The organism is Acinetobacter baumannii, assembly GCF_009759685.1.
GTDB classification, from domain to species: domain Bacteria; phylum Pseudomonadota; class Gammaproteobacteria; order Pseudomonadales; family Moraxellaceae; genus Acinetobacter; species Acinetobacter baumannii.
This window is the reverse complement of sequence record NZ_CP046654.1, coordinates 1132561-1154902: the sequence shown is the minus strand read 5'-3', so window position 1 is coordinate 1154902 and position 22342 is coordinate 1132561. Positions and strand designations below refer to the sequence as shown.

Annotated in this window: 18 protein-coding genes, 1 pseudogene and 1 riboswitch; of the genes and pseudogenes, 15 read left to right on the top strand and 4 right to left on the bottom strand. The window is 40.7% G+C overall.

Annotated features, from left to right (window positions below):
- The first annotated feature begins 2 nt into the window (after positions 1-2).
- The 3 genes from GO593_RS05460 to GO593_RS05450 all read left to right on the top strand — a co-directional run bounded on the left by GO593_RS05460 (position 3) and on the right by GO593_RS05450 (position 3230).
- Complete coding sequence (locus tag GO593_RS05460; protein ID WP_001166123.1) at positions 3-1985, top strand: 2-oxo acid dehydrogenase subunit E2; 1983 nt, start codon at positions 3-5, stop codon at positions 1983-1985.
- Between the two features lie 148 nt (positions 1986-2133).
- Entirely contained in the window at positions 2134-2406 is a 273-nt protein-coding gene (locus GO593_RS05455) for a hypothetical protein (protein ID WP_000900282.1), read from the top strand.
- A 36-nt stretch (positions 2407-2442) separates the two neighbouring features.
- Positions 2443-2639: riboswitch (yybP-ykoY riboswitch) on the top strand.
- A gap of 15 nt (positions 2640-2654) precedes the next feature.
- Complete coding sequence (locus GO593_RS05450; RefSeq protein WP_001154986.1) at positions 2655-3230, top strand: TMEM165/GDT1 family protein; 576 nt, start codon at positions 2655-2657, stop codon at positions 3228-3230.
- Positions 3231-3288: 58 nt separating this feature from the next.
- Here GO593_RS05450 and GO593_RS05445 read toward each other — a convergent pair whose 3' ends face one another.
- Entirely contained in the window at positions 3289-5445 is a 2157-nt protein-coding gene (locus GO593_RS05445) for a TonB-dependent siderophore receptor (protein WP_000194063.1), read from the bottom strand.
- 227 nt (positions 5446-5672) lie between these two features.
- Here GO593_RS05445 and GO593_RS05440 point away from each other — a divergent pair, with 227 nt between their 5' ends.
- From GO593_RS05440 to recJ, 6 genes are all read left to right on the top strand, one after another.
- Positions 5673-6470, top strand: coding sequence for an oxygen-binding di-iron domain-containing protein (locus GO593_RS05440; RefSeq protein ID WP_000505322.1), 798 nt, complete (start codon positions 5673-5675; stop codon positions 6468-6470).
- A 91-nt stretch (positions 6471-6561) separates the two neighbouring features.
- A complete protein-coding gene (locus GO593_RS05435; RefSeq protein WP_000952246.1) occupies positions 6562-6927 on the top strand; it encodes a YkgJ family cysteine cluster protein in 366 nt (121 codons plus the stop codon).
- A gap of 135 nt (positions 6928-7062) precedes the next feature.
- On the top strand, positions 7063-8529 hold the full coding sequence (gene guaB, locus GO593_RS05430) for an IMP dehydrogenase (protein WP_000956023.1): 1467 nt from the start codon (positions 7063-7065) through the stop codon (positions 8527-8529).
- Positions 8530-8678: 149 nt separating this feature from the next.
- Entirely contained in the window at positions 8679-10016 is a 1338-nt protein-coding gene (glmM, locus tag GO593_RS05425) for a phosphoglucosamine mutase (RefSeq protein ID WP_000119871.1), read from the top strand.
- Positions 10017-10026: 10 nt separating this feature from the next.
- Positions 10027-10683, top strand: coding sequence for a pyridoxamine 5'-phosphate oxidase (pdxH, locus tag GO593_RS05420; RefSeq protein WP_001286113.1), 657 nt, complete (start codon positions 10027-10029; stop codon positions 10681-10683).
- Positions 10684-12384: a single-stranded-DNA-specific exonuclease RecJ gene (gene recJ / locus GO593_RS05415; protein WP_000161608.1), complete on the top strand. Its 1701-nt coding sequence runs from the start codon at positions 10684-10686 to the stop codon at positions 12382-12384.
- A 44-nt stretch (positions 12385-12428) separates the two neighbouring features.
- Here recJ and GO593_RS05410 read toward each other — a convergent pair whose 3' ends face one another.
- Positions 12429-13196 (bottom strand): putative porin, encoded by a 768-nt coding sequence (locus tag GO593_RS05410; RefSeq protein ID WP_000731728.1) that lies wholly within the window; start codon positions 13194-13196, stop codon positions 12429-12431.
- A gap of 392 nt (positions 13197-13588) precedes the next feature.
- On the opposite strand from GO593_RS05410, the gene prfB reads away from it, so the two are divergent.
- From prfB to GO593_RS05385, 5 genes are all read left to right on the top strand, one after another.
- Positions 13589-14684 (top strand): peptide chain release factor 2 gene (gene prfB, locus GO593_RS05405; protein ID WP_096640204.1). Its coding sequence is split into 2 segments (ribosomal slippage): positions 13589-13660 and positions 13662-14684, totalling 1095 coding nucleotides; the frame shifts between segments, so codons are not numbered across the junction.
- A gap of 199 nt (positions 14685-14883) precedes the next feature.
- Complete coding sequence (locus tag GO593_RS05400) at positions 14884-15186, top strand: ArsR/SmtB family transcription factor (RefSeq protein ID WP_000350419.1); 303 nt, start codon at positions 14884-14886, stop codon at positions 15184-15186.
- Positions 15187-15214: 28 nt separating this feature from the next.
- Positions 15215-16273, top strand: coding sequence for an alkene reductase (locus GO593_RS05395; RefSeq protein ID WP_000819048.1), 1059 nt, complete (start codon positions 15215-15217; stop codon positions 16271-16273).
- Positions 16274-16441: 168 nt separating this feature from the next.
- Positions 16442-17734 (top strand): 3-deoxy-D-manno-octulosonic acid transferase, encoded by a 1293-nt coding sequence (locus GO593_RS05390; protein ID WP_000224843.1) that lies wholly within the window; start codon positions 16442-16444, stop codon positions 17732-17734.
- The gene (locus GO593_RS05385) at positions 17731-18438 is read left to right on the top strand and encodes a 16S rRNA (uracil(1498)-N(3))-methyltransferase (RefSeq protein WP_001028401.1); all 708 of its coding nucleotides are present in this window, start codon (positions 17731-17733) and stop codon (positions 18436-18438) included. Before GO593_RS05390 ends, GO593_RS05385 begins: the two co-directional genes overlap by 4 nt.
- Here the strand turns inward: GO593_RS05385 and GO593_RS05380 are convergent.
- Both GO593_RS05380 and GO593_RS05375 read right to left on the bottom strand, forming a co-directional pair.
- Positions 18418-19398, bottom strand: coding sequence for a mechanosensitive ion channel family protein (locus GO593_RS05380; RefSeq protein ID WP_000752853.1), 981 nt, complete (start codon positions 19396-19398; stop codon positions 18418-18420). The genes GO593_RS05385 and GO593_RS05380 overlap by 21 nt on opposite strands.
- Positions 19399-19510: 112 nt before the next feature.
- Positions 19511-20088: pseudogene (locus GO593_RS05375) on the bottom strand (DUF805 domain-containing protein).
- A 294-nt stretch (positions 20089-20382) separates the two neighbouring features.
- On the opposite strand from GO593_RS05375, the gene acs reads away from it, so the two are divergent.
- Positions 20383-22332: an acetate--CoA ligase gene (acs, locus tag GO593_RS05370; RefSeq protein WP_001002959.1), complete on the top strand. Its 1950-nt coding sequence runs from the start codon at positions 20383-20385 to the stop codon at positions 22330-22332.
- Positions 22333-22342 lie beyond the last annotated feature (10 nt).

Genomic DNA, 22342 nt, shown 5'->3' with positions numbered 1-22342 from the left:
GCATGCAAATTAAGACCCCTGATATTGGTGTAGATAAAGCAAACGTCGCTGAAATTTTAGTAAAAGTTGGCGACCGTGTTGAAGTTGACGACAGTATCGTTGTGCTTGAGTCTGATAAAGCAACTGTTGAAGTGCCTAGCACTTCAGCAGGCGTCGTAAAAAGTATCTTGATTAATCAAGGTGATGATGTGACCGAAGGTGTTGCTTTGATTGAGATCGAAGCAGAAGGTGCGGCACAAGCAGCTCCGGAACCAACACCAGCTCCTGCGGCTGAAAAGCCAGCTGCTCCAGCACCTGCGCAACAAACTCAAGCTTCAGCTCAACCTTCTGCTGCTACATCAAGTGCAACTGTTGAAGTGACTGTACCTGACATCGGTGTTGAAAAAGCATTGGTTGGTGAAATCCTCGTTAAAGTGGGTGACCAGATCGATGTTGAACAAAGTATTGTGGTTGTAGAGTCGGATAAAGCGACTGTAGAAGTTCCAAGTAGCGTTGCTGGTACTGTAGAAAGTATTCAAGTAAAAGAAGGCGATACCGTTAAAGAAGGTGTTGTTCTTATTCAAGTGAAAACAGCAGCTGCATCTAATGCGCAAGCAGAAGCTCCTGCTACTACACCAGCTCCAGCTGCGGTAGCAGAACCGGTTGCTGCAAAGCAAGAAACTGTGGCAGCGGCTCCAGCTCAGTCTGGTTCAGTTGATATCAATGTTCCTGACTTGGGTGTAGACAAAGCTATTGTTGCTGAAATCTTGGTTCAAGTTGGCGATAAAGTTGATGTAGACCAAAGCCTTGTTGTTGTTGAGTCAGATAAAGCAACTGTGGAAGTTCCAAGTACCGTTGCTGGTGTTGTAAAAGCAATTCACTTGCAAGCAGGTCAACAAGTTTCACAAGGTGTATTGCTTGCAACAATTGAAGCTGAAGGTCAAGCACCTGCTGCTGCACCAGCGGCAAAAGCAGAAGCAGCCCCAGCTCCACAGGCAGTAGCACCTAAAGCAGCCGCTCCTGTTGCAACTCAGTCTGCACCTGCGGCGCCTACATCTGGTACTGATAAGTTAACGAAAGAGCAAGAAGCAGAAAACGCTAAAGTGTATGCTGGTCCTGCTGTTCGTAAGCTGGCTCGTGAACTTGGTGTGATCTTGTCACAAGTTAAAACTTCTGGTGAGCATGGCCGTGTTGTTAAAGAAGATATCTTTGCTTATGTGAAGAGCCGTTTAACTGCGCCGCAAGCTGCACCAGTGGCTCAAGCTACTGCTGCTCCGGCTGGATTGCCGTCATTACCTGACTTTACTGCTTTTGGTGGCGGTGAAGTGAAACCAATGACGCGTTTACAGCAAGTTTCTGTACCGCAGTTGTCTTTAAATAACTACATTCCACAAGTAACTCAGTTTGACCTTGCGGATATTACTGAGCTAGAAGCTTGGCGTGGTGAGCTGAAAGACGGCTTTAAGAAACAAGGTGTGAGCCTAACAATTTTGGCATTTATTGCAAAAGCAGTAGCACACTTGTTGAAAGAAGAGCCTTATTTCGCGGGTCACTTAGCAGATGATCAGAAATCTGTATTGCTCCGTAATGAAATCCATATGGGTATTGCGGTTGCAACTCCAGATGGTTTGACCGTGCCTGTACTACGTAATCCTGACCAAAAATCAATTAAGCAAATTGCTGTTGAATTAGGTGAGTTGAGTAAAAAAGCGCGTGATAAGAAATTAACGCCGAAAGATTTACAAGGTGCTAACTTCACGATCACAAGCTTGGGCTCAATTGGCGGTACAGTATTTACGCCACTAGTTAACTGGCCACAAGTTGCAATTTTGGGTATTTCACCTGCAACGATGCAGCCTGTATGGAATGGTAAAGACTTTGATCCACGCTTAATGTTGCCGTTGTCATTGTCTTATGACCACCGTGTAATTAATGGTGCGGATGCAGCGCGCTTTACAAATAAACTTACGAAACTTCTTAAAGATATTCGTACTTTATTAATCTAATGCTTTGAAAGAACATACTAAAACCTCGCTTCGGCGGGGTTTTGTTTTAATGTCTATTTGACTTAATTTTAGGTTAATCTACAGATTAAGCAGGACTTATCGAGAGTGAGGAGACATTTCTCGTTATTACGTAAAGGAGAAATAGTAAATGTTGGGTTTTCTGAAAATTATGTTGCCCTTGTTGTTGGTTGTATTTTTATTGATGGGAATATGGGTCAGTATTTTGCACTTCCCTTGGGAGTGGATGACTTATGTTGTCATGGGGATTGAAGTGTTTGTCGCTACTCTGATTTTACCCCTTGATTATCAAACTGGAACAAGTAGCAGCCATATTGGTTTTATCAGTATAAGTGCTTGTTTTGCAGTGCTGTTAGGAATAGCCCGTTTATTCGTGTGGACATGGGTAAAATTTTTTGCCTGAATATTTGAAAAATAGATTTAGTCGAATATAATAAGCCCATACTTCATTGGGGAGTAGCCGCTATTCACAGCAAATGTGAATAGGTGATGGTCAACATAATTGTTCAACAGAACATGGTCATCATAGCTTAAACGTCTCATCGTTCCTGAGTTGGCAAGACCTTTGATTTACCACTCTGCAATCATTTTATGATATTTGGCTAGCAGGAGGGGTAGGTCATAGGCATTTATGCTAGCCAGAGAACCGACATGCAAGAATTTCTGATTTCTACCTCGATTGTTGCCCTCGCTGAAATGGGCGATAAAACTCAATTGTTGGCACTTTTATTATCTGCTCGTTTTCGTAAGCCAATCCCTATTTTAATCGCGATTCTTTTAGCAACTTTAATTAACCATGGTATTTCTGCTGTGCTTGGGCAGTGGATTACAACAGTTTTAAGCCCTGAAATTTTAGTCTGGGTACTTGCAGTTGGTTTCATTGGTATGGCGTTCTGGATGCTTATTCCGGATGAGCTTGATGATGAAACAGCGAGTATTAATAAATGGCAAAAGTTTGGCGTTTTTGGCGCAACCTTTATTTTATTTTTCTTGGCGGAAATTGGCGATAAGACCCAAATTGCAACAGTCGCTTTAGCTGCACGTTATGACAGCATTTTCTGGGTAATGTTAGGCACAACTTTAGGAATGATGATTGCCAACGCACCAGCTGTATTTATTGGCAACAAATTGGCTGAACGTTTATCTATCTCGCTCATTCATAAAATTGGCGCTGCTATTTTCTTCATTGTAGGTGTTTCTACGCTCGTACAGCATTACTTCTTCTAACGCATTTAAAGCTACCAAAAAAACGCACTCATTAAGAGTGCGTTTTTTCTAACGAGTATTAATAATTAAATTTCACGGTAAAGTTAATTTGGCGTGGGTTGCCGAGTGTTACCAAATTTTCGTTGAGAGCTCCCGCATAGTAATCTTTATCAAATAGATTACGGATCACAAGTTGGGCACCCCAACGCTCAGCATCATAACCCGCTTCGGTATCGAATACTGTATAGCCTGGAACATGCACATCTAAACCATCAACGGTTTTATAAGTTTCACCTCGGAAACCACCACCTACATACCAACCAAGTTTTGATGATGGATCAAATTTGTAACGAGCTGACAAGCTATAAGCGTGTTCAGGAATATTGTCGAGCGCTTTCCCTACATTGCTTGCATTTGCATCTTTACTAATTTCTGCATCAATTGTGTAGGTATATGCAGCCGTTAATTTTAAACCTTCTAAAATTTCTGCACTAAGTTCAGTTTCAATACCGCGAGTTAACTGTTCACCACGTTGTACTTTATAGCCACTATTCGCAGTATCAGTAACCAAAACATTCTGACGTTTTAGATCATACCAAGCGATAGCACCTTGAATTCGTTGAACCGGACTTTGTAATTTCATCCCGACCTCAACCTGTTTTCCTTTTTCTGGCTTAAATGGGTTGCTATTTACATCAGTACCACTATTTGGGGTAAATGAAGTAGCGTAGCTCACATAAGGTGCCACAATGTCATTGAGGGTATACATGACAGAAGCACTGCCCGTAAATGCATTATCTGATTGTTTACTCGCATTGCCAGTTACTAAACTTGTAGTTTGGGTTTGTGCCCAATCTTGACGTCCTGATAAGCTTAAAAGTAATTGATCATTAAGCTGAATACGGTCGCGTAAATAAAGCCCCAGATATTTGAGACGGTTGATATCACGTACATTTTGCTTCAATGTCACGTTCTGACCATAGACAGGGTTATAGATATTTAAATCACCAATATCATATTTATCATTGGTGTAATCACTTTTTTCCTGAAAAGCATCGACTCCAATATTAATGTCGTGCTGCATGCCATATAGATCAAACTGTTTATTTAAACGGTTATCGATGGCGAAGCTTAGGTTATCAATAACTTGGTGTCGGCTGTTATTTCTACGGCTGATAGTCGTGTAATCAATTTCACCTTGTTTATCTTTTGCCCAAAAGTTACTACCTGTACGAGCAAAGACTGCTTTGCCATCCATTTCAGTTTTTTGTACGGCAAAATTCTGGTTAAAGTTCCAGCCATTATCAAAAGTATGTTTAAACGTATAACCAGTGCGATAAACATCTGCCTCATATTTACCGAAATTAGGATCGCCAATATATAAACTACGATCTATACGTCCGTTAGGGTTGTCTTTTAATGTCCCAATTACAGGTAAACCTTGCTGACGAATATATTCGCGGTGTTGATAGCTTGCGATTATAGAGAGGTCGGTGTTATCACCGAGGTCAAAATTATAAGAAGGCGAGATATAAAAATTTTTAAAATAAACATAATCGGTCGGATCATCTTGATCAGAGATACGTCCATTTAAACGGAAAGCACCTTTTTCGCTATTGTTTGGGCTGTAGTTTAAATCGAATGTTCCTTCTTTAAGGCTGTAACTACCATAAGTCATGCTAGCACGTGCAAAGCTTTCTGCTTCTGGTCTTTTAGTCACTAAATTGACCATACCACCCGGAGCAACTAAACCGAAATTAATAGAAGCAGGACCTTTTAAAATTTGTACCTGATCCATACCAGATAGTTCGGTGGCAACATAAGTATTTTGGCCTACCCTTAAACCATCGACATAGACCGAATCAGAAGAAGTTTGGCCTCGAATAATAAAGTCGTCCCAACCACGACGACCAAGTTTCCCAGCTTCTACGCCTGCAACACCTTCAAGTGCATCTGCTAAAGTTCTTGCTTGTTTTTGGTCAAGTTGTTCACGGGTGACGACAGAAACTGATTGAGCAGTTTTAAATAGAGGTGCATCTGATTTTAAAGCTGAGTTTGCTTTTGTTGCGACATAAGAAGTGGGATTTTCTTTTTGTGCTTGAATAGAAATAGTGGGTAACACATTGGTTGAATTTTGCTGTTCTGCCGGTTCTTCAGCATGACTTGTTGTCATTGAAGTAAAAATAGCAACTGCTAACAAAGTTTTTGAAGTTGAAAAAGCAAAGCGTTGAGTCATGGGAGGCCTAAACAGCGCAAAAAGTAAATTTGATAATGAGAATTATTTTAATTTATTGCAGTTTAATTTTAAATAACATTATGATTCATTTATAAAATAAGAAAACCAAAATCAATTTTAAAATATTATGAGAAAAATAAAGTAATTCATTGCATGAGTTATTGAATCCCATTATTTTATTATGGAAATAAAAATATCTAATATTTAAAGTTTTTTTGGGGAATTTTATGGGGTTTGAAAAAACAACATCACAGATATTATTTGATAATGGCGTACACAAATGTATTAGTTTTACCAGTTTGGTCAAAGGGGAAGGCATACAAGCCAATCAATTTTTAATTATTGATCATGAGCGTGCTGCCGTGATCGACCCGGGTGGTGATTTGACCTATGTTCCGCTGACAATGGAACTTAATAAATATACGCGCCTTAAAAATCTTGATTATGTGATGGCTTCGCATCAGGATCCAGACATTATCACCTCAATGCCCCGCTGGTTGGTTTATACCGATGCTAAAGTGGTGGCCTCAAAATTATGGGCACGGTTTTTACCTCACTTAAATTCATCATTTATGAGTGAGCGTATGAAAGGGAATTGGGAAGACCGTTTGATTGAGCTGCCTGATCGTGGTCAAGTGATTCAATTAGGTGAATCGAAACTTGTAATCGTTCCAGCGCATTTCCTACATTCGGTGGGTAATTTTCAGTTTTATGATCCCGTTGCTAAAATTTTGTTTTCGGGCGATATGGGAGCATCCATTGTAGATGATGCAAGTCAGCCTCTAAAAGATTTTGATAGCCATGTGATGAAAATGAAAGCTTTTCATCAACGTTATATGTGTTCAAATAAAGTCATTCGCTTATGGGTCAACATGGTTCGTCAGATGGATATTGAAATGATTGTCCCTCAGCACGGTAGTCCATTTATTGGTAAAGAGATGATTAATCAGTTTTTAGACTGGATTGAAACATTGCCATGCGGTGTAGATTTAATGACAGAACAAATTTTTAGCTGTCCAACATAAAAAATAATGTTCGACATATTGAGTCCAATTTGAAATTTTTTTAGGATTTCGCGTCGCAGAAAAATTTTTGATGACGAGAATTTGAATAAAAATGTTATCTCAAGTTGCGGCTCCAGATGAATGCCTACGCTGTGGGGCATGTTGTGCACATTTTCGGGTTTCATTTTACTGGGCTGAGGCCGAGTTAATGGAAGAACATCTAGTTGAACCTTTGACACCTGTCTATTCATGTATGCGTGGAACTAATCAGCCTGAGCCCCGATGTCAGGCTTTGACGGGTGAAATTGGTAAAGAGGTGGGTTGTTCCATCTATACGGTGCGTAGTTCTACCTGTAGAGAAGTGCAGATTGCGGATGAGCAGTGTAATAAAGCTCGTTTAGCGCACCAGCTTATTCCTCTTATTCAAGTTAGCCCGGCAGATTCAGAGAATGATCACGACTATGATCAGGTGAGTTAAATATAAGCTAACACAATAATAAGTGGGAAATATTTAGAGTAGGCGAATATCTATTGCTGAAAAAGGCAAAGATAATATGAAAATTGCATCGAAATTTGTTTATAATAGCTCACGGAATTTACCAGTGAGATTGTTATGCTGACCATCGTTCAAGAAGCGCTAACCTTCGATGATGTCTTATTACTTCCTGCCTACTCTACTGTTCTCCCAAAAGATGTCTCTCTAAAGACACGTTTAACTCGCGGCATTTATTTAAATATCCCATTAGTTTCAGCTGCAATGGATACAGTGACTGAGTCACGTATGGCGATTGCAATGGCGCAAAATGGTGGTATCGGGATTTTGCACAAAAACATGGATATTGCTGCTCAAGCTGCAGAAGTACGCCGTGTGAAAAAATTCGAAGCGGGTATGGTGAAAGACCCTATCACTGTAAGCCCTGAAACTACAGTACGTGAACTGATTGCAATTACCTCTGCTAATAACATTAGTGGTGTACCTGTTGTTAAAGACGGCAAGGTTGTTGGTATTGTGACAGGCCGTGATACGCGTTTTGAAACCAATTTAGAACAACCTGTTAGCAACATCATGACAGGCCAAGATCGTTTAGTCACTGTACGTGAAGGCGAGTCTAAAGAAAATATTCAAGCATTATTGCAAAAACACCGTATTGAAAAAGTCTTGGTCGTTGGCGAGAGCAACGAACTTAAAGGCTTAATTACAGTGACTGACTTCCGCAAAGCTGAGAGTTATCCAAACAGTTGTAAAGATGATCTTGGTCGTTTACGTGTTGGTGCTGCGGTAGGTACAGGTGCTGATACACCAAGTCGTGTGGAAGCATTGGTTGAAGCTGGTGTTGACGTCATTGTTGTTGATACAGCACATGGCCACTCTGCTGGTGTAATTGAACGTGTACGTTGGGTGAAACAAAACTTCCCTCAAGTACAAGTGATTGGTGGCAACATTGCAACTGGTGATGCTGCATTAGCATTATTAGATGCAGGTGCAGATGCTGTAAAAGTGGGTATTGGTCCTGGTTCTATCTGTACAACACGTATTGTGGCTGGTATCGGTATGCCACAAATTTCTGCAATTGACAGCGTTGCTAGTGCACTAAAAGATCAAATTCCTTTAATTGCAGATGGCGGTATCCGCTTCTCTGGCGATATGGCAAAAGCGATCGGTGCGGGTGCAAGTACGATCATGGTTGGTTCATTACTTGCAGGTACTGAAGAAGCGCCGGGTGAAGTTGAGTTTTTCCAAGGTCGTTACTACAAAGCATATCGTGGTATGGGTTCATTAGGTGCAATGGCGGGAGCAACTGGTTCTGCTGACCGTTATTTCCAGGATTCAAAAGCGGGTGCTGAGAAGTTAGTACCAGAAGGAATCGAAGGCCGCGTTCCATATAAAGGCCCAATGGGTAACATCGTTCATCAAATGATGGGTGGTTTACGTTCATCGATGGGTTATACAGGTTCAGCTGTGATTGAAGATCTTCGCCAAAATGCGAAATTTGTGAAAATTACTTCAGCAGGCATGTCTGAGTCACATGTTCATGATGTAACGATTACTAAAGAAGCTCCGAACTATCGTGTTGGTTAGATTTTGGTAACCAAAACAATCAAGAAAGCCGTCAGTACACTGACGGCTTTTTGTTTTTGGTGTAAAGTAAATCCGATGAAAAGAGATATGGCGGAATAGCCATATATGAAATGAGCCACGGCTGAAGTGGCGTAAAAATGAGATAAGCTATGAGTTATTTTGGAACGGATGGTATTCGTGGAAAATTTGGGCAAATGCCGATTACGCCAGAGTTTGCTTTAAAACTCGGTTTTGCTGCAGGGAAGGTATTAAAACGAACGAGTCCGAAAAATAAACCACTTGTTGTATTAGGAAAAGATACTCGTTTATCCGGTTATATTTTAGAGTCTGCTTTGCAGGCGGGATTAAATGCTGCTGGTGTATATGTTCACTTACTTGGACCATTACCGACACCAGCAATTGCACATCTTACCCGTGCCTTACATGCACATGCAGGGATTGTTATTTCTGCATCACATAACCCATATTTTGATAACGGGATTAAGTTCTTCTCAAGTGAAGGTAAAAAATTACCAGATTCATTGCAGGAAGAAATTAATAAAGAATTAGAAAAAGATTTATTTATCGAAGACACTGCAAACTTAGGTAAAAGTGTTCGTGTGACCGATGCAAATGGTCGTTATATCGAATTTTGTAAATCTACATTCCCATATCATTTTGATTTAAATAATTTAAAAATTGTTGTGGATTGTGCTCACGGCGCTGCTTACAGCGTTGGCCCTTCAGTTTTCCGTGAACTCGGCGCTAAAGTTGTCGCTTTATACAATGAGCCAGATGGTTTAAATATTAATGAAAACTGTGGTTCAACTCATCCAGAGAGCTTACAAAAAGCGGTTGTGGAACATGGGGCTGACTTAGGTATTGCCTTTGATGGTGATGCTGACCGTGTAGTGATGGTTGATAAGTTCGGTAACTTAATTGACGGTGACCACATCTTATATATTTTAGCGACTCAGGCAAAAAACAAGCCAGCAGGTGTTGTTGGTACGGTAATGAGTAACATGGCACTTGAAGTGGCACTTGAAAAAGCAAATGTTGGCTTTGTCCGTGCAAAAGTCGGTGACCGTTATGTGTTACAAGCCCTAGAAGAAAACGGATGGGTAACAGGTGGTGAGCCTTCTGGTCATATTCTGACTTTAGACAAGAGCACAACAGGTGATGCGATTATTGCAGCATTACAAGTGTTAACCGTGATGGTTGAGCAGAACAAAGCGCTGCACGAATTGGTTAACGGCTTTAAACTGTACCCACAAGTTCTTGTAAATGTACGTTTGGAACAAATGCTTGATCCATATTCTATTCCTGCATTAGTTGCTGAGTTCAATAAAGCTGAAGAGCAGCTCAAAGGACGTGGACGTATTTTAATTCGTAAGTCTGGAACTGAGCCAGTCATTCGTGTCATGGTTGAAAGTGATAACGAGCAAGAAGTGAAAACTTTAGCTGAACATTTAGCAAATGCAGTTCGTTCACAGGCACAAGTCGCATAAGGTGTATGGCATGAGTGATGTCATTAAAGACTTAAGTGAATTGCGCTTAAGCTATGAACAAGGTGAGTTGTACGAGACTCAAGTTGCTAGCAATCCCCACGAGCAATTTCTAGGTTGGTTTAATCATGCTTTAGCTGCTAATTTGCATGAACCGTATGCAATGTCATTAGCAACTGCGAGTGCTAGTGGTCGTCCGCATGTCAGAACTGTGTTGTTACGCGGTGCGACAGAAGCAGGTTATGATTTCTATACCAACTATGACAGCCAGAAAGGTATAGATTTGGCAGAAAATCCATATGCTGAATTGTTATTTTATTGGCCAAGTCTAGAGCGTCAGGTACGAGTAGGTGGGCATGTTGTAAAAATTCCTGAACAGGAATCTACAGACTACTATCATAAACGTCCACGTGATAGCCAGATCGCAGCTCATATCAGTACCCCCCAAAGTGGCAAAATTGAAAGTCGCGAATTGTTACAACAGCGTTTTCAAGACTTGCAACAACAAGTTCAAAGCCACGAAGTACTCGATAAGCCGGAGTTCTGGGGTGGATACCGTCTACAGCCGGATTATTATGAATTCTGGCAAGGGCGACCAAATCGTTTACATGACCGCTTGAGTTATGAAAAAATCGACGGTCAATGGACGTTGCACCGACTGATGCCTTAAATGACAAAAATACAAATTAAACAAAGACCTTTATTGACACGTCCTGAACAGTTTCAGGGCGTGCCTCCGTTTATTGCCGAAATTTTGGCAAGACGGGGCGTACAATCCGAGCAAGAACTAGAGTTAAAGCTTAAGAATTTATTGGCTCCTGAACTCAAGGGGCTGGACGCTGCTGTAGCATTAATGGATCAAGCCATCGATGAGCAGAAAAAAATAGTTATTGTGGGGGACTATGATGCTGATGGCGCAACCAGCACTGCTTTAATGATGCTCGTGCTTCGCGATATGGGAGCACAAGTCGACTATCTGGTACCGGACCGTTTCAAATATGGCTATGGTCTTACTCCTGCCATTGCTGAGCTTGCTCATCACACCTATCAACCCGATCTATTAATTACAGTAGATAATGGAATTTCTAGCCATGCTGGTGTTGATGCAGCACATGCTCTAGGCATGCAAGTGATTATTACTGATCATCACTTAACGACCAAAGAAACACCACTTGCAGAAGCAGTTGTTAATCCAAACCAATTAGGATGTGAGTTTCCAAGTAAGGCACTTGCCGGTGTTGGCGTTGCTTTTTATGTACTTGCCAATTTGGCGAGTCTACGCAATAGACAGGGTAAAAGCACAAGTAAAGTGACTCAATATTTAGATTTAGTCGCTTTGGGAACTTATGCCGATGTTGCTGTTTTGGATTATAACAACCGTATTTTGGTTGATGCCGGTGTAAAACGTATTCAGCAACATCAGTGTCGAGTGGGAATCTTAGCCTTACTCGATATCGCTGGTCGGGAAGCTACTTCAATACGTGCTCAAGATTTAGGTTTTGTGCTCGGACCGCGCATTAATGCTGCTGGACGTATGGAGAGTATGCGTATTGGGATCGAGTGTTTATTAGCTGACACGATGGAAACTGCATACCCCATTGCTCAGCAATTAAATCAGTTAAATATCGATCGCCGTCAAATTGAAGGGGAGATGAAGCAACAAGCTTTATCTGCTTTAGACAGTTTACAACTCTCACAACAAGATATTCCCGCGGCGCTTGTTCTGTTTGAAGAAAACTGGCACCAAGGTGTAATCGGGATTGTCGCGGGACGTTTAAAAGAACAGTTTCATCGTCCAACGATTGTGTTTGCCCCAGATGAAGATGGTATTCATATTAAAGGCTCAGCACGTTCCATTGATGGGGTGCATATTCGAGATACCATTGAACAAGTTGCCGAACAACATCCTGAGCTGGTGAGTCATTTTGGTGGACATGCGGCAGCGGCAGGCTTAACGATTCGTAAAGAAAACTTTGAAGCTTTTAAAAACCTATTTAATGATTGTGTAGCTGCTATGGATGAATCAGTCTTTCAAGCGACTTTATGGACCGATGGTGAGCTACCTCTCTCTGCTTTGCAATTAGATACCTTAAACTGGATTGAGCAATTAGGTCCGTGGGGACAAAAATTTCCACTGCCTCAATTTGAAGGACATTTTAAAGTTATCGATTTTCGTTGGCTCAAAGAGACACATTTAAAGCTTAGATTAGCGATAGACCAATATAGTTTCGATGCTATTGCTTTTAATGCGGCAGGTCGTTTCGAGTTTGATCCGATGCGTGACCATGTGCATTTGGTTTATGAAATAGACCGTAATGTCTTTAATGGTAATGTGAGCTTACAGCTACGCATTGTGCATTTAAATCAATAAAAAAATCCGCTCAATTGAGCGGATTTTTTTTAATCTAGGTTAGATTAGAAGCGGTATGCTGCACGAACACCATAAGTGTTGTCGTTATCACCGAATCCAACACGACCTTCAACACTTACTTGCTGATTTAAGAATTTTTTAGCATTGATACCAAATTCATCTTTATCAGTTAAGTCGTTGTTGTAGTAGTCCACACCTAAACTTAAAGTTTTATCGATGTAGTAGTCACCACGAACTTTATATTCGTCAAGGTCACCAAACGCACCATAAGCTTCAAGGTTTACGTCATGTTGACCAACTTGGGTTACATACTTAGCACGAACGGTAGGATCTGCACCGTCTTTACCGTCTTTCTCGTCGTAACCTTTAACACCTAGAGCAAGTAATAAACCAGGAGCTGGTAAATAACCTACTTCTGCAGCATAAGTAGTCACTTTACTGTCGATATTAGTGTTGTCGATTTCACGTTCGTTTCTGCCTACATCACCGCTAAGGTAAAAGTCAGAGTTAGGAACGAAGTACTCAACGCCTACGCCATATTGAGTGTCTTTTGTACCGCTGTTATCGCCATAGTTAACATGTGCGTTAACGTTACTTGCACGGTTTAAGAATGCTGCTTCTGCAAGCGGTGCATTACGTGTTTGAACAGGGTTGAAATAATAAGTCCCATCAACACCGAATTTGCTTACGCTGCTGCCGTTATCTGGATCAAGATAATTGTAAGAACCACCAACTTCAGCTTGGTAAGCGTTTGCTGCGCCACTTACTGCAAGAGCAGATAAAAGAGCTGATGCAATTGCTAGTTTTTTCATGGAATCTCTCCCCTCTAAAAACGATTTTATAAATGTTTTGTTACAACTTTCAGTCTAGAGCAAAATCATTCATCGTCAATCTTGTCCAAGTAACTGGACTGTAACCATGTGCTTTTTATGTAACTATATTTAATTTAATATATTGATTTTAAATAATAAAAAAACAATGTTTTATTTTATTAAAAATGAGGAGATTTTGTGTAGAAACTTAAAAATGCTGGAAAAGTACCCAATTTTGTATGGGGATGTTACAAGTTAAGCTTAAAATCTACTGAAAGAAAATTAGCAAACTTATTCAATGAAATAAGAGTTAGCGATTAAAGCAGGTTCGAAGATAACCGTAGCTATGATAAAATATTCGACTGTTTATCTGCTTTTATGGGAACACTCGCGTGGAAATTAATCCTTATCTAAACCAATTGAAAGACTTAACTGATCGTAGCCAAACACTACGGGGGTATCTTTGACTACGATCTAAAAAAAGAACGTTTAGAAGAAGTTTTACGTGAGTTAGAAGACCCTGCGATCTGGAATGATCAAAACCGTGCTCAGGCAATGGCGAAAGAAAAGGGCGAACTAGAAAACGTTATTAATGTATTAGATGGCTTATCTACACAGCTTGAAGATGCAAAAGCAATGTTGGATTTGGCTGTAGAAGCTGATGATGAAAGCTTGCTTGAAGATGTTCAGTCTGAACTGAGTACTGCTGAAGAAGAATTAGCAAAACTTGAATTCCGCCGTATGTTTAGCAATCCAATGGACCCGAATCCTTGCTATGTCGAGATTCAGGCGGGTTCAGGTGGTACAGAAGCACAAGATTGGGCTTCAATGCTATTACGTATGTATATGCGCTGGATTGAACGTCATGGTTTTAAAGCAGAACTTATGGAAGTCTCTGACGGTGACGTCGCAGGTATCAAATCTGCTACGATTCGTGTTGAAGGTGAATATGCGTATGGTTGGTTACGTACAGAATCTGGTGTACACCGTTTAGTACGTAAATCACCATTTGACAGTGGTAACCGTCGTCATACTTCTTTCTCTGCGGTATTTATTTCTCCAGAAGTTGATGACAATATCGAAATTGATATTAATCCTTCAGATGTTCGTACTGATACTTACCGTGCATCTGGTGCAGGTGGTCAGCACATTAACAAAACCGACTCGGCTGTGCGTTTGACGCATATTCCGACTGGTATTGTAGTGGCATGTCAGAACCAACGTTCACAGCATGCGAACCGTGATCATGCATGGAAACAGTTACGTGCAAAATTGTATGAATTAGAAATGCAAAAACGTAATGAAGCCGCTCAAGCACTTGAAGACTCGAAGTCTGATATTGGTTGGGGTAGCCAAATTCGTTCTTATGTACTTGATGACTCTCGAATCAAGGATTTGCGTACGGGTGTTGAAAATTCAAATACTGGTGCGGTTCTTGATGGTGACCTTGATCGTTTTATTGAAGCGAGTTTGAAACAGGGGTTATAAGAGTCTTTTGAACTTTTAATTCTGTATAACTCTTAAATTTTTAGCGATTAAAACGGCAAAGCAGTTCAGTGTTTGGAAGTTAATCGGAAAAACACGATATGAATATCGATAAAAATAGATATGAATATCGTCAAAATACGATATTATGTTTTCGAAATGCTGAACAAAGCTTTGTTCGTTTACAAGACGTGTTGAGCCTATGGATATTGATGCAATTAGCAAAGCCCTAGCCAATCCTCTGCGTCGGCAGATTCTGCAATGGTTAAAAGAACCGGAGCATTATTTACCGGTAGAAGAGTGTGGTGGTAGTTTTGAAAAAGGGGTTTGCGCAGGTCATATTGAACGTTTGGGTAAAGTAGCTCAGTCTACAATGTCCAATCATTTGTCTGTATTACAGCAGGCGGGTCTCATTCAGGTCCAAAAATATGGACAATGGTCTTATTTTTCACGTAACGAAGCTTTGATTCAGCAATATATCGAACATTTAAAACAAACACTTTAAAACAAATAAAGTGTAAGTCGAGGCGATCATGGCTGAACTCAATACTCCCTTAACAGTTGGTGATTTTGAAATTAAAAATCGACTGGTAATGGCCCCATTAACACGTGCGCGTAGTGGCGAAAGCCGTGTTCCAAACGATTTAATGGTGGAATATTATCAGCAACGTGCAAATGCCGGTCTCATTCTCACTGAAGCAACAGTGATTGGTTCAAAAACCGTAGGTTATGCAGATACTCCGGGACTATGGTCACAAGAGCAAGCACAAGCATGGAATAAGATTATTGAAGCAGTTCATGCTCAAGGTTCAAAAATTGTAGTTCAACTGTGGCATGTGGGTCGTATTTCACATCCAGAGCTTTTAGATGGCGATATTCCTGTTGCACCGAGTGCGATTCAACCTGCGGGTGAAGTAAGTTTATTACGCCCTAAACGTCCATATGTAACGCCACGTGCGCTTTCAATTGAAGAAATTCAGGAAATTGTTGCTCAATATAAGCATTCAGCTGAATTGGCTAAAGCAGCAGGTTTTGATGGCGTTGAGCTACATGCAGCAAATGGTTATTTAATTGACCAGTTCCTTCAAAGTAATACTAACCAGCGTGATGATGAGTATGGTGGTCCGGTTGAAAACCGCGCTCGCTTGTTATTAGAAGTAGTTGATGCCTTTATTGAAGTGTGGGGCGCTGGCCGAGTAGGTGTGCATATTGCACCGCGTGGCGACTCGCATGATATGGGTGATGAAAACCCGCTAGCGACATTTGGTTATGTGGTTGAACAACTCAGCCAACGTAATGTGGCTTTCATTTTCTCTCGTGAATATGAAGCAGCTGATAGTATTAGCCCACAATTACGTAAAAAATTTAATGGTGTATGGATTGCCAATGAAAATCTGACACCAGAGTCAGCAAAACGTATCTTGCGTGAAGGTCAGGCAGATGCTGTATCTTTTGGTAAAGCATATATCGCTAACCCAGATCTATTACAGCGTTTAGAACAAGGCTTACCATTAAATGAACTTCAACCAACGACTTTATATGCTAAAGGCGCTGAAGGATATACAGACTATCCGGCTTTAGAAGCTTCATAAGTTCATAATATTATTTAAATTTACTATATGCTGAACTTGCTCTTTCGTGAGTTCAGTAAATGACTTTTCTTGTATATGGTAGAGTTTAGGTATCGAAACTCTGCCATTTTTTTTATCTATGTTATATTTTCCGCAGTTTTTGAATTTTGACTATTTGAGGCAAACCGCTTGGCGACCCCATTTTGGTACAACACCGCACTTCATTTATTAAAACCGTTTTATCGTTGGCGGATAAAAAGACGTGCAGAAAGTCTAGAATTATATCAGCAGGAATGTCTGGAAAGATTTGGGCCATTTGAAGCACCGAAGAATGTAAAAGCGATCTGGTTTCATGCTGTTTCAGTCGGGGAAACCAATGCTGCACAGCCCTTAATTGAATATTACCTAAAACTTGGGCAGCCAGTCTTAGTGACCAATACCACGAAAACAGGTCAGGCTCGTGCCAAGTCACTTTTTCTAAAAGAACCATATTTAGATTTATTTCAAGCCGTTTATTTGCCTGTAGACCAGAAGCCTCTTTTAAAAAAATTTTTTGAGTTATATCAGCCAAAGCTTTTAGCACTGGTTGAAACTGAACTCTGGCCAAATTTAATCGATCAAGCCAAATTACAGCATGTACCTTGTTTGCTGCTTAATGCTCGGTTGTCAGAAAAATCTGCAAAAGGATATGGCAAAGTCTCGGGTTTAACCGCAGGTATGTTAAAACAGCTGGACTGGGTGTTAGCTCAAGATAGTGCAACTCGTCAGCGTTATGTTGAGCTTGGTTTAGACGAACACAAAAGTCAGGTCGTTGGTAATATTAAGTTTGATATTCATGCGCCAGAGGCTTTTATTAAACAAGCTGCCCAATTGCATCAGCAATGGTATCTGGAAAATCGGCAGGTTGTGACGATTGCCAGTACACATGCACCCGAAGAACAACAAATTTTGGAAGCACTCGCACCTTATTTAAATTCAGATCGTGAGTTGGTGTGTATTGTGGTGCCTCGTCATCCTGAGCGTTTCGATGAAGTATTTGAAATTTGCCAAAATTTAAATTTAATTACGCATCGTAGAAGTATGGGCCAAAGTATTCATGCCAGCACGCAAGTTTATCTCGCTGACAGTATGGGTGAGCTCTGGTTATGGTATGCCTTAAGTCAGGTGTGTTTTGTAGGCGGTTCTTTAAATGAGCCGGGTGGGGGGCATAATATTTTAGAACCTATGGTTTTAAATGTACCTACTGTAGTTGGACCGCGTTATTTTAACTTTCAAACGATTGTCGATGAGTTCATTGATGAAAATGCTGTGCTTATTGCTCAAGATGCGCAGCAGGTCGTTGATATCTGGTTAGCATGTCTGGCAGAACTTGAGGCGACTGAACAGTTAGTGATACAGGCGCATAAAGTGTTGCAACGTAATCAAGGTTCCTTACAAAAACATATCGGGGTGATTAATCGCTATCTGGCCGAAAAATCATGAATATTGTTTTACTAGAGCCTGAAGATGTTCAGTCGGATACATGGTCTATCCATTCAAAACGTCAATTACAACATTTGCGTGAACATCTTGATATTACAGTCGGCCAGAATCTAAAAGTTGGTATTCGTAACGGCGCCCGTTATATCACTGAAATTGTTTCGATGAATGAGCATGAAGTCCGTATACGGCCTATTCGTGAAGAACTACTACCAGCAAAACTTCCGGTTCATTTAATTGTAGCTTTACCAAGACCTAAAGTTTTACGCCGTCTAATTATGGACAGTGTGACTTTAGGTGTTGAAAGGATAAGCCTGATTCATAGTTATCGTGTTGATAAAAGCTATTGGCAAACTCCTTTTTTACAGCAAATAGACAACTACGTTACGCTGGGACTTGAGCAAGCAGGCGATACAATTGTTCCTGAAATTCAACTCTATAAACGCTTTAAACCTTTTGTTGAAGACGTCTTGCCAAATTTAATTACGCAGGAAACACCTGCCTATGTGGCTCATCCTTATGCTGAGCAACGTATGCCAATTAATATTAGCCATGCTTGTAGTGTAGTGGTCGGACCGGAAGGGGGATTTATTCCTTACGAAGTAGATTTGCTCATAAAAAACGGCTGCCAAGCTATGAGCTTAGGCAACCGTATTTTAAGAACCGAAACGTCTATTTCTTATATTTTAGGTCGTTTGTTTAGCTGATGTTTCAGGGTTTAAAGCTGGTGGATTAGATACCATTTTTAATTCCTGAATTGGGTAAGGAATATCAATATCATTTTCATTGAAAGCTTGTTTTACTTGAGCTTGAATATTACTAATAGATGAAGAAATATCAGTTTCAGTGGTATCAACCCACCAGCGTACAGTCAGGTTAACCGAGAAATCTGCTAAAGCTGTGACATTAACCGAAAACGCAGGCTGACTCAGTACATTTCGGTCATTGTTGAGAATATCTAAAATAATCTGTTTTGCTTTTTGCTCATCATCGTCATAGCCAATTCCGACTACAAACTCGCAGCGTCGTTGTTGATAAGCAGTATTAACAGTTAAGGCACTTGTATAAACCGTTGCATTTGGAATAACAATACGGCGACCATCCGGTGAGCGTAGGAAGGTTGCACGGATCTGGATGTCTTCTACAGTTCCTTCAAGTGAATTCACCACAATTGAATCGCCAATACGGAATGGCTCGCTCAATAAAATCAAAATACCTGAAAGTAGGTTTTGGAAAATATCTTTAAATGCAAAACCAATGGCGACCGAACCGATACCTAGCGCACTCATAAGCTGGCCTGGTGTGAACCCCGGAATCATAATGACGAGAGCTATTAAGAAACCAAAGAATAAGATCGCTGTACTACCGACACGGTTTAAAACTAAAACAAGATTTTGACGAGTATAAGAGCGATTTTCTAAAGTCTTACGAACAAAGAACTTGAATAATTTGGTCAGTAGCCAAAAAATAAGAAAAACAACAATCGCAATGCAGATATAAGGTACACGTTCCCAAAAACTATCTACGATTTTGTCGATAGTGGTATAGGCATCATGGTATTTCTCGGTATGCGCTAAAACTGTTTGAGTGGTTTTAGTACCTGCTTCTTGCAAAAGTTCGCCTGTATTTTTTGCAACATCCGTTAAGGATTTTTGTTCATCAGCCACGACAAGTCTCTAATTGAATAAATTCAGAAAGCCTTTTCAGCTTCCATCATAGTAGGAGATAAAATGTGCGCCTACTATAATGAGTTCATCTAAATAATAAAGTGTTTTTTAATTAAAAGTATTCCGTTCCTTTTTGTAAGATTTGTGTCGGGGTTTGAATAGTATCGGTACCAGAGAAGTAGTAAAAAAAGCCTGCTGTAGAAATAAGGCTAATTAAAATAGCGATTAAAATAAGCCAAGCCATCAGTTTTTCTATAAACGTTGAAGGCCGAACAGGACCATATTGATTAGTGCCCACTGTACCAGAAGCAAGCAGTAAATAAAGCATAAAAAAGAACTGAACGACTGGAATAAATAACAGTAGTCCCATCCAGCCACTTTTATTTAAATCATGTAGGCGTCGAACGACCAAAATAATGTTGAGATAGATCAGAAATAGCCAGAAAGCCCAGACCATTAAAGCACTTATACCGGAGAGAGAGCTGTAAAACTCAAAATTAAATAGATCACTTGAAAGCTGAAAACTTCCAAGAAACGAAGCCAGTATAAAATAGCCCACGATTGTGACTAAATAAATCAGAGGCCATATCCACCCAAATAACTCATTCGGTTAAAGCGGCCATGAATTGAAAAAGGGCTGTCTTTAAACGGGAGTTGAGGTGGACGTGAAGAGGGAGTTTCGGCAAACATCTTATTTTATTCCTGCACTGCTTCTAAAAGCTAAAATAAACTTTGTTGATGGTCAAAACCATCAAAACTTAAAAAAATTATAAAAGTAAAAGCTATAGACAAATGTTTTAAATCAACTTAATTTTATAAAAATGTTCACAATTTCGTATGCTTGAGTAAGTGATTAATATATGACCAAAGTCGCATTGTCTAGGCTTTGAAAGAGTCATCATACTGAAAAGGCAAACAAATAAGATCCAGTAAAATAATAGCCACAGTCTCGAGATGGGATGCACAAGATCAAGGAAGTTGCGTATGAATGAGATCTATCCAGTACCAGAGGAATTTAAAAAAACTGCTCGTACTGTTGAAGCAGACTACTTTAAACGTTATCAACACTCTATCGAGAACCCAGATGAATTCTGGGCAGAGCAAGCTAAAATTGTCGATTGGATAAAGCCATTTACCCAAGTTAAAAATACCAGTTTTGACAAAGACAATTTCAAGATTGAATGGTTTGCTGATGGTGAGTTGAACGTATCAGCAAACTGCTTGGACAGGCATCTTAAAGAACACCCTCACAAACCTGCAATTATTTGGGAAGGTGACCATCCTTCTCGTCATAAAATCGTTTCTTATAAAGAATTACACGACGAAGTCTGCCGTTTCGCCAACGTTTTAAAGAAATATGGCATTGGTAAAGGTGACCGCGTTGTGCTGTATATGCCAATGGTGACTGAGGCTGCAATTGCCATGTTAGCCTGTGCCCGTATTGGTGCGGTGCACTGCGTGGTATTTGGTGGCTTCTCACCAGACTCGTTGGCAAGTCGTATTGAAGATAGCCAAGCTAAACTTGTGATTACGGCTGACTCAAGCCTACGTGCCGGTAAGTTGTTACCACTTAAAGAAAATGTTGATTTGGCTCTAGCATTGCCGGGCACAGAGTGCGTTGAAAATGTGATTGTGGTTTACCGTAATGCAAACCCAATCGAGATGAAGCCGGGTCGTGATTTGTGGTATCACCTTATTATTATGGAGGTGGATGCAAACTGTCCTCCAGAACCAATGAAGGCCGAAGACCCTTTATTTATTCTTTATACCTCTGGCTCGACAGGTAAACCTAAAGGAGTGTTGCATACTACAGGTGGTTATCTGGTGTATGTGGCGAGTACCTTTAAAGAAGTTTTTGATTTAAAACAAGATGATGTGTACTGGTGTACCGCTGATGTCGGCTGGATTACAGGTCATAGTTATCTAATCTATGGGCCACTGGCAAATGGTACGACGACCTTAATGTTCGAAGGTGTGCCTCAGTATCCAACATGGGCACGTCTTGGTCATGTGGTCGATAAACATAAAGTCTCTATTTTATATACAGCGCCAACCGCGATTCGTGCCATGATGCGAGAAGGTGATTCGTATGTACGCGAAAGTAACCGTAGTAGTTTGCGTTTGTTAGGTTCAGTGGGTGAACCTATTAACCCAGAGGCTTGGAACTGGTACTACAACGTTGTTGGTGAAGGCCGCTGTCCAATTGTTGATACATGGTGGCAAACCGAAACAGGTGGTATTTTGATTGCGCCATTACCGGGGGCAACAGCTTTAAAACCCGGTTCGGCAACGCGTCCTTTATTTGGTATTCAACCAGCGATTGTCGATGGTGAAGGCAATGAACTAGAAGGCGCTGCCGAAGGTAACCTTGTGATTAAAGATTCATGGCCGGGCCAGATGCGTACCATTTGGGGTGACCCAGATCGCTTTATTGAAGCTTACTTCTCGACCTTTAAAAATACTTATTTTACAGGTGATGGCGCCCGCCGTGATGAAGATGGCTATTACTGGATCACAGGCCGTGTTGACGATGTCTTAAACGTTTCAGGCCATCGTCTAGGTACGGCTGAAATTGAAAGTGCTCTTGTATCGCATGAAGCGGTGGCAGAAGCTGCTGTTGTGGGTATGCCGCATGATATTAAAGGGCAGGGTATTTGTACTTTTGTGACCTTGCAGGCGGGTGTTCCGGAGTCGGAAGAACTGCGAAAAGAGTTAATTAGCTGGGTACGTAAAGTACTTGGACCAGTGGCTTCACCAGATGCACTGCACTGGGCACCTGCATTACCTAAAACCCGTTCGGGTAAAATCATGCGCCGTATTTTAAGAAAAATTGCAGCGAATGAACTGGATAGTTTGGGCGATACCTCAACCCTAGCTGAACCGGCAGTGGTGGATCAACTGATTGCAACAGTTTATCCCGATAGACAAAAATAACGTTTTTATA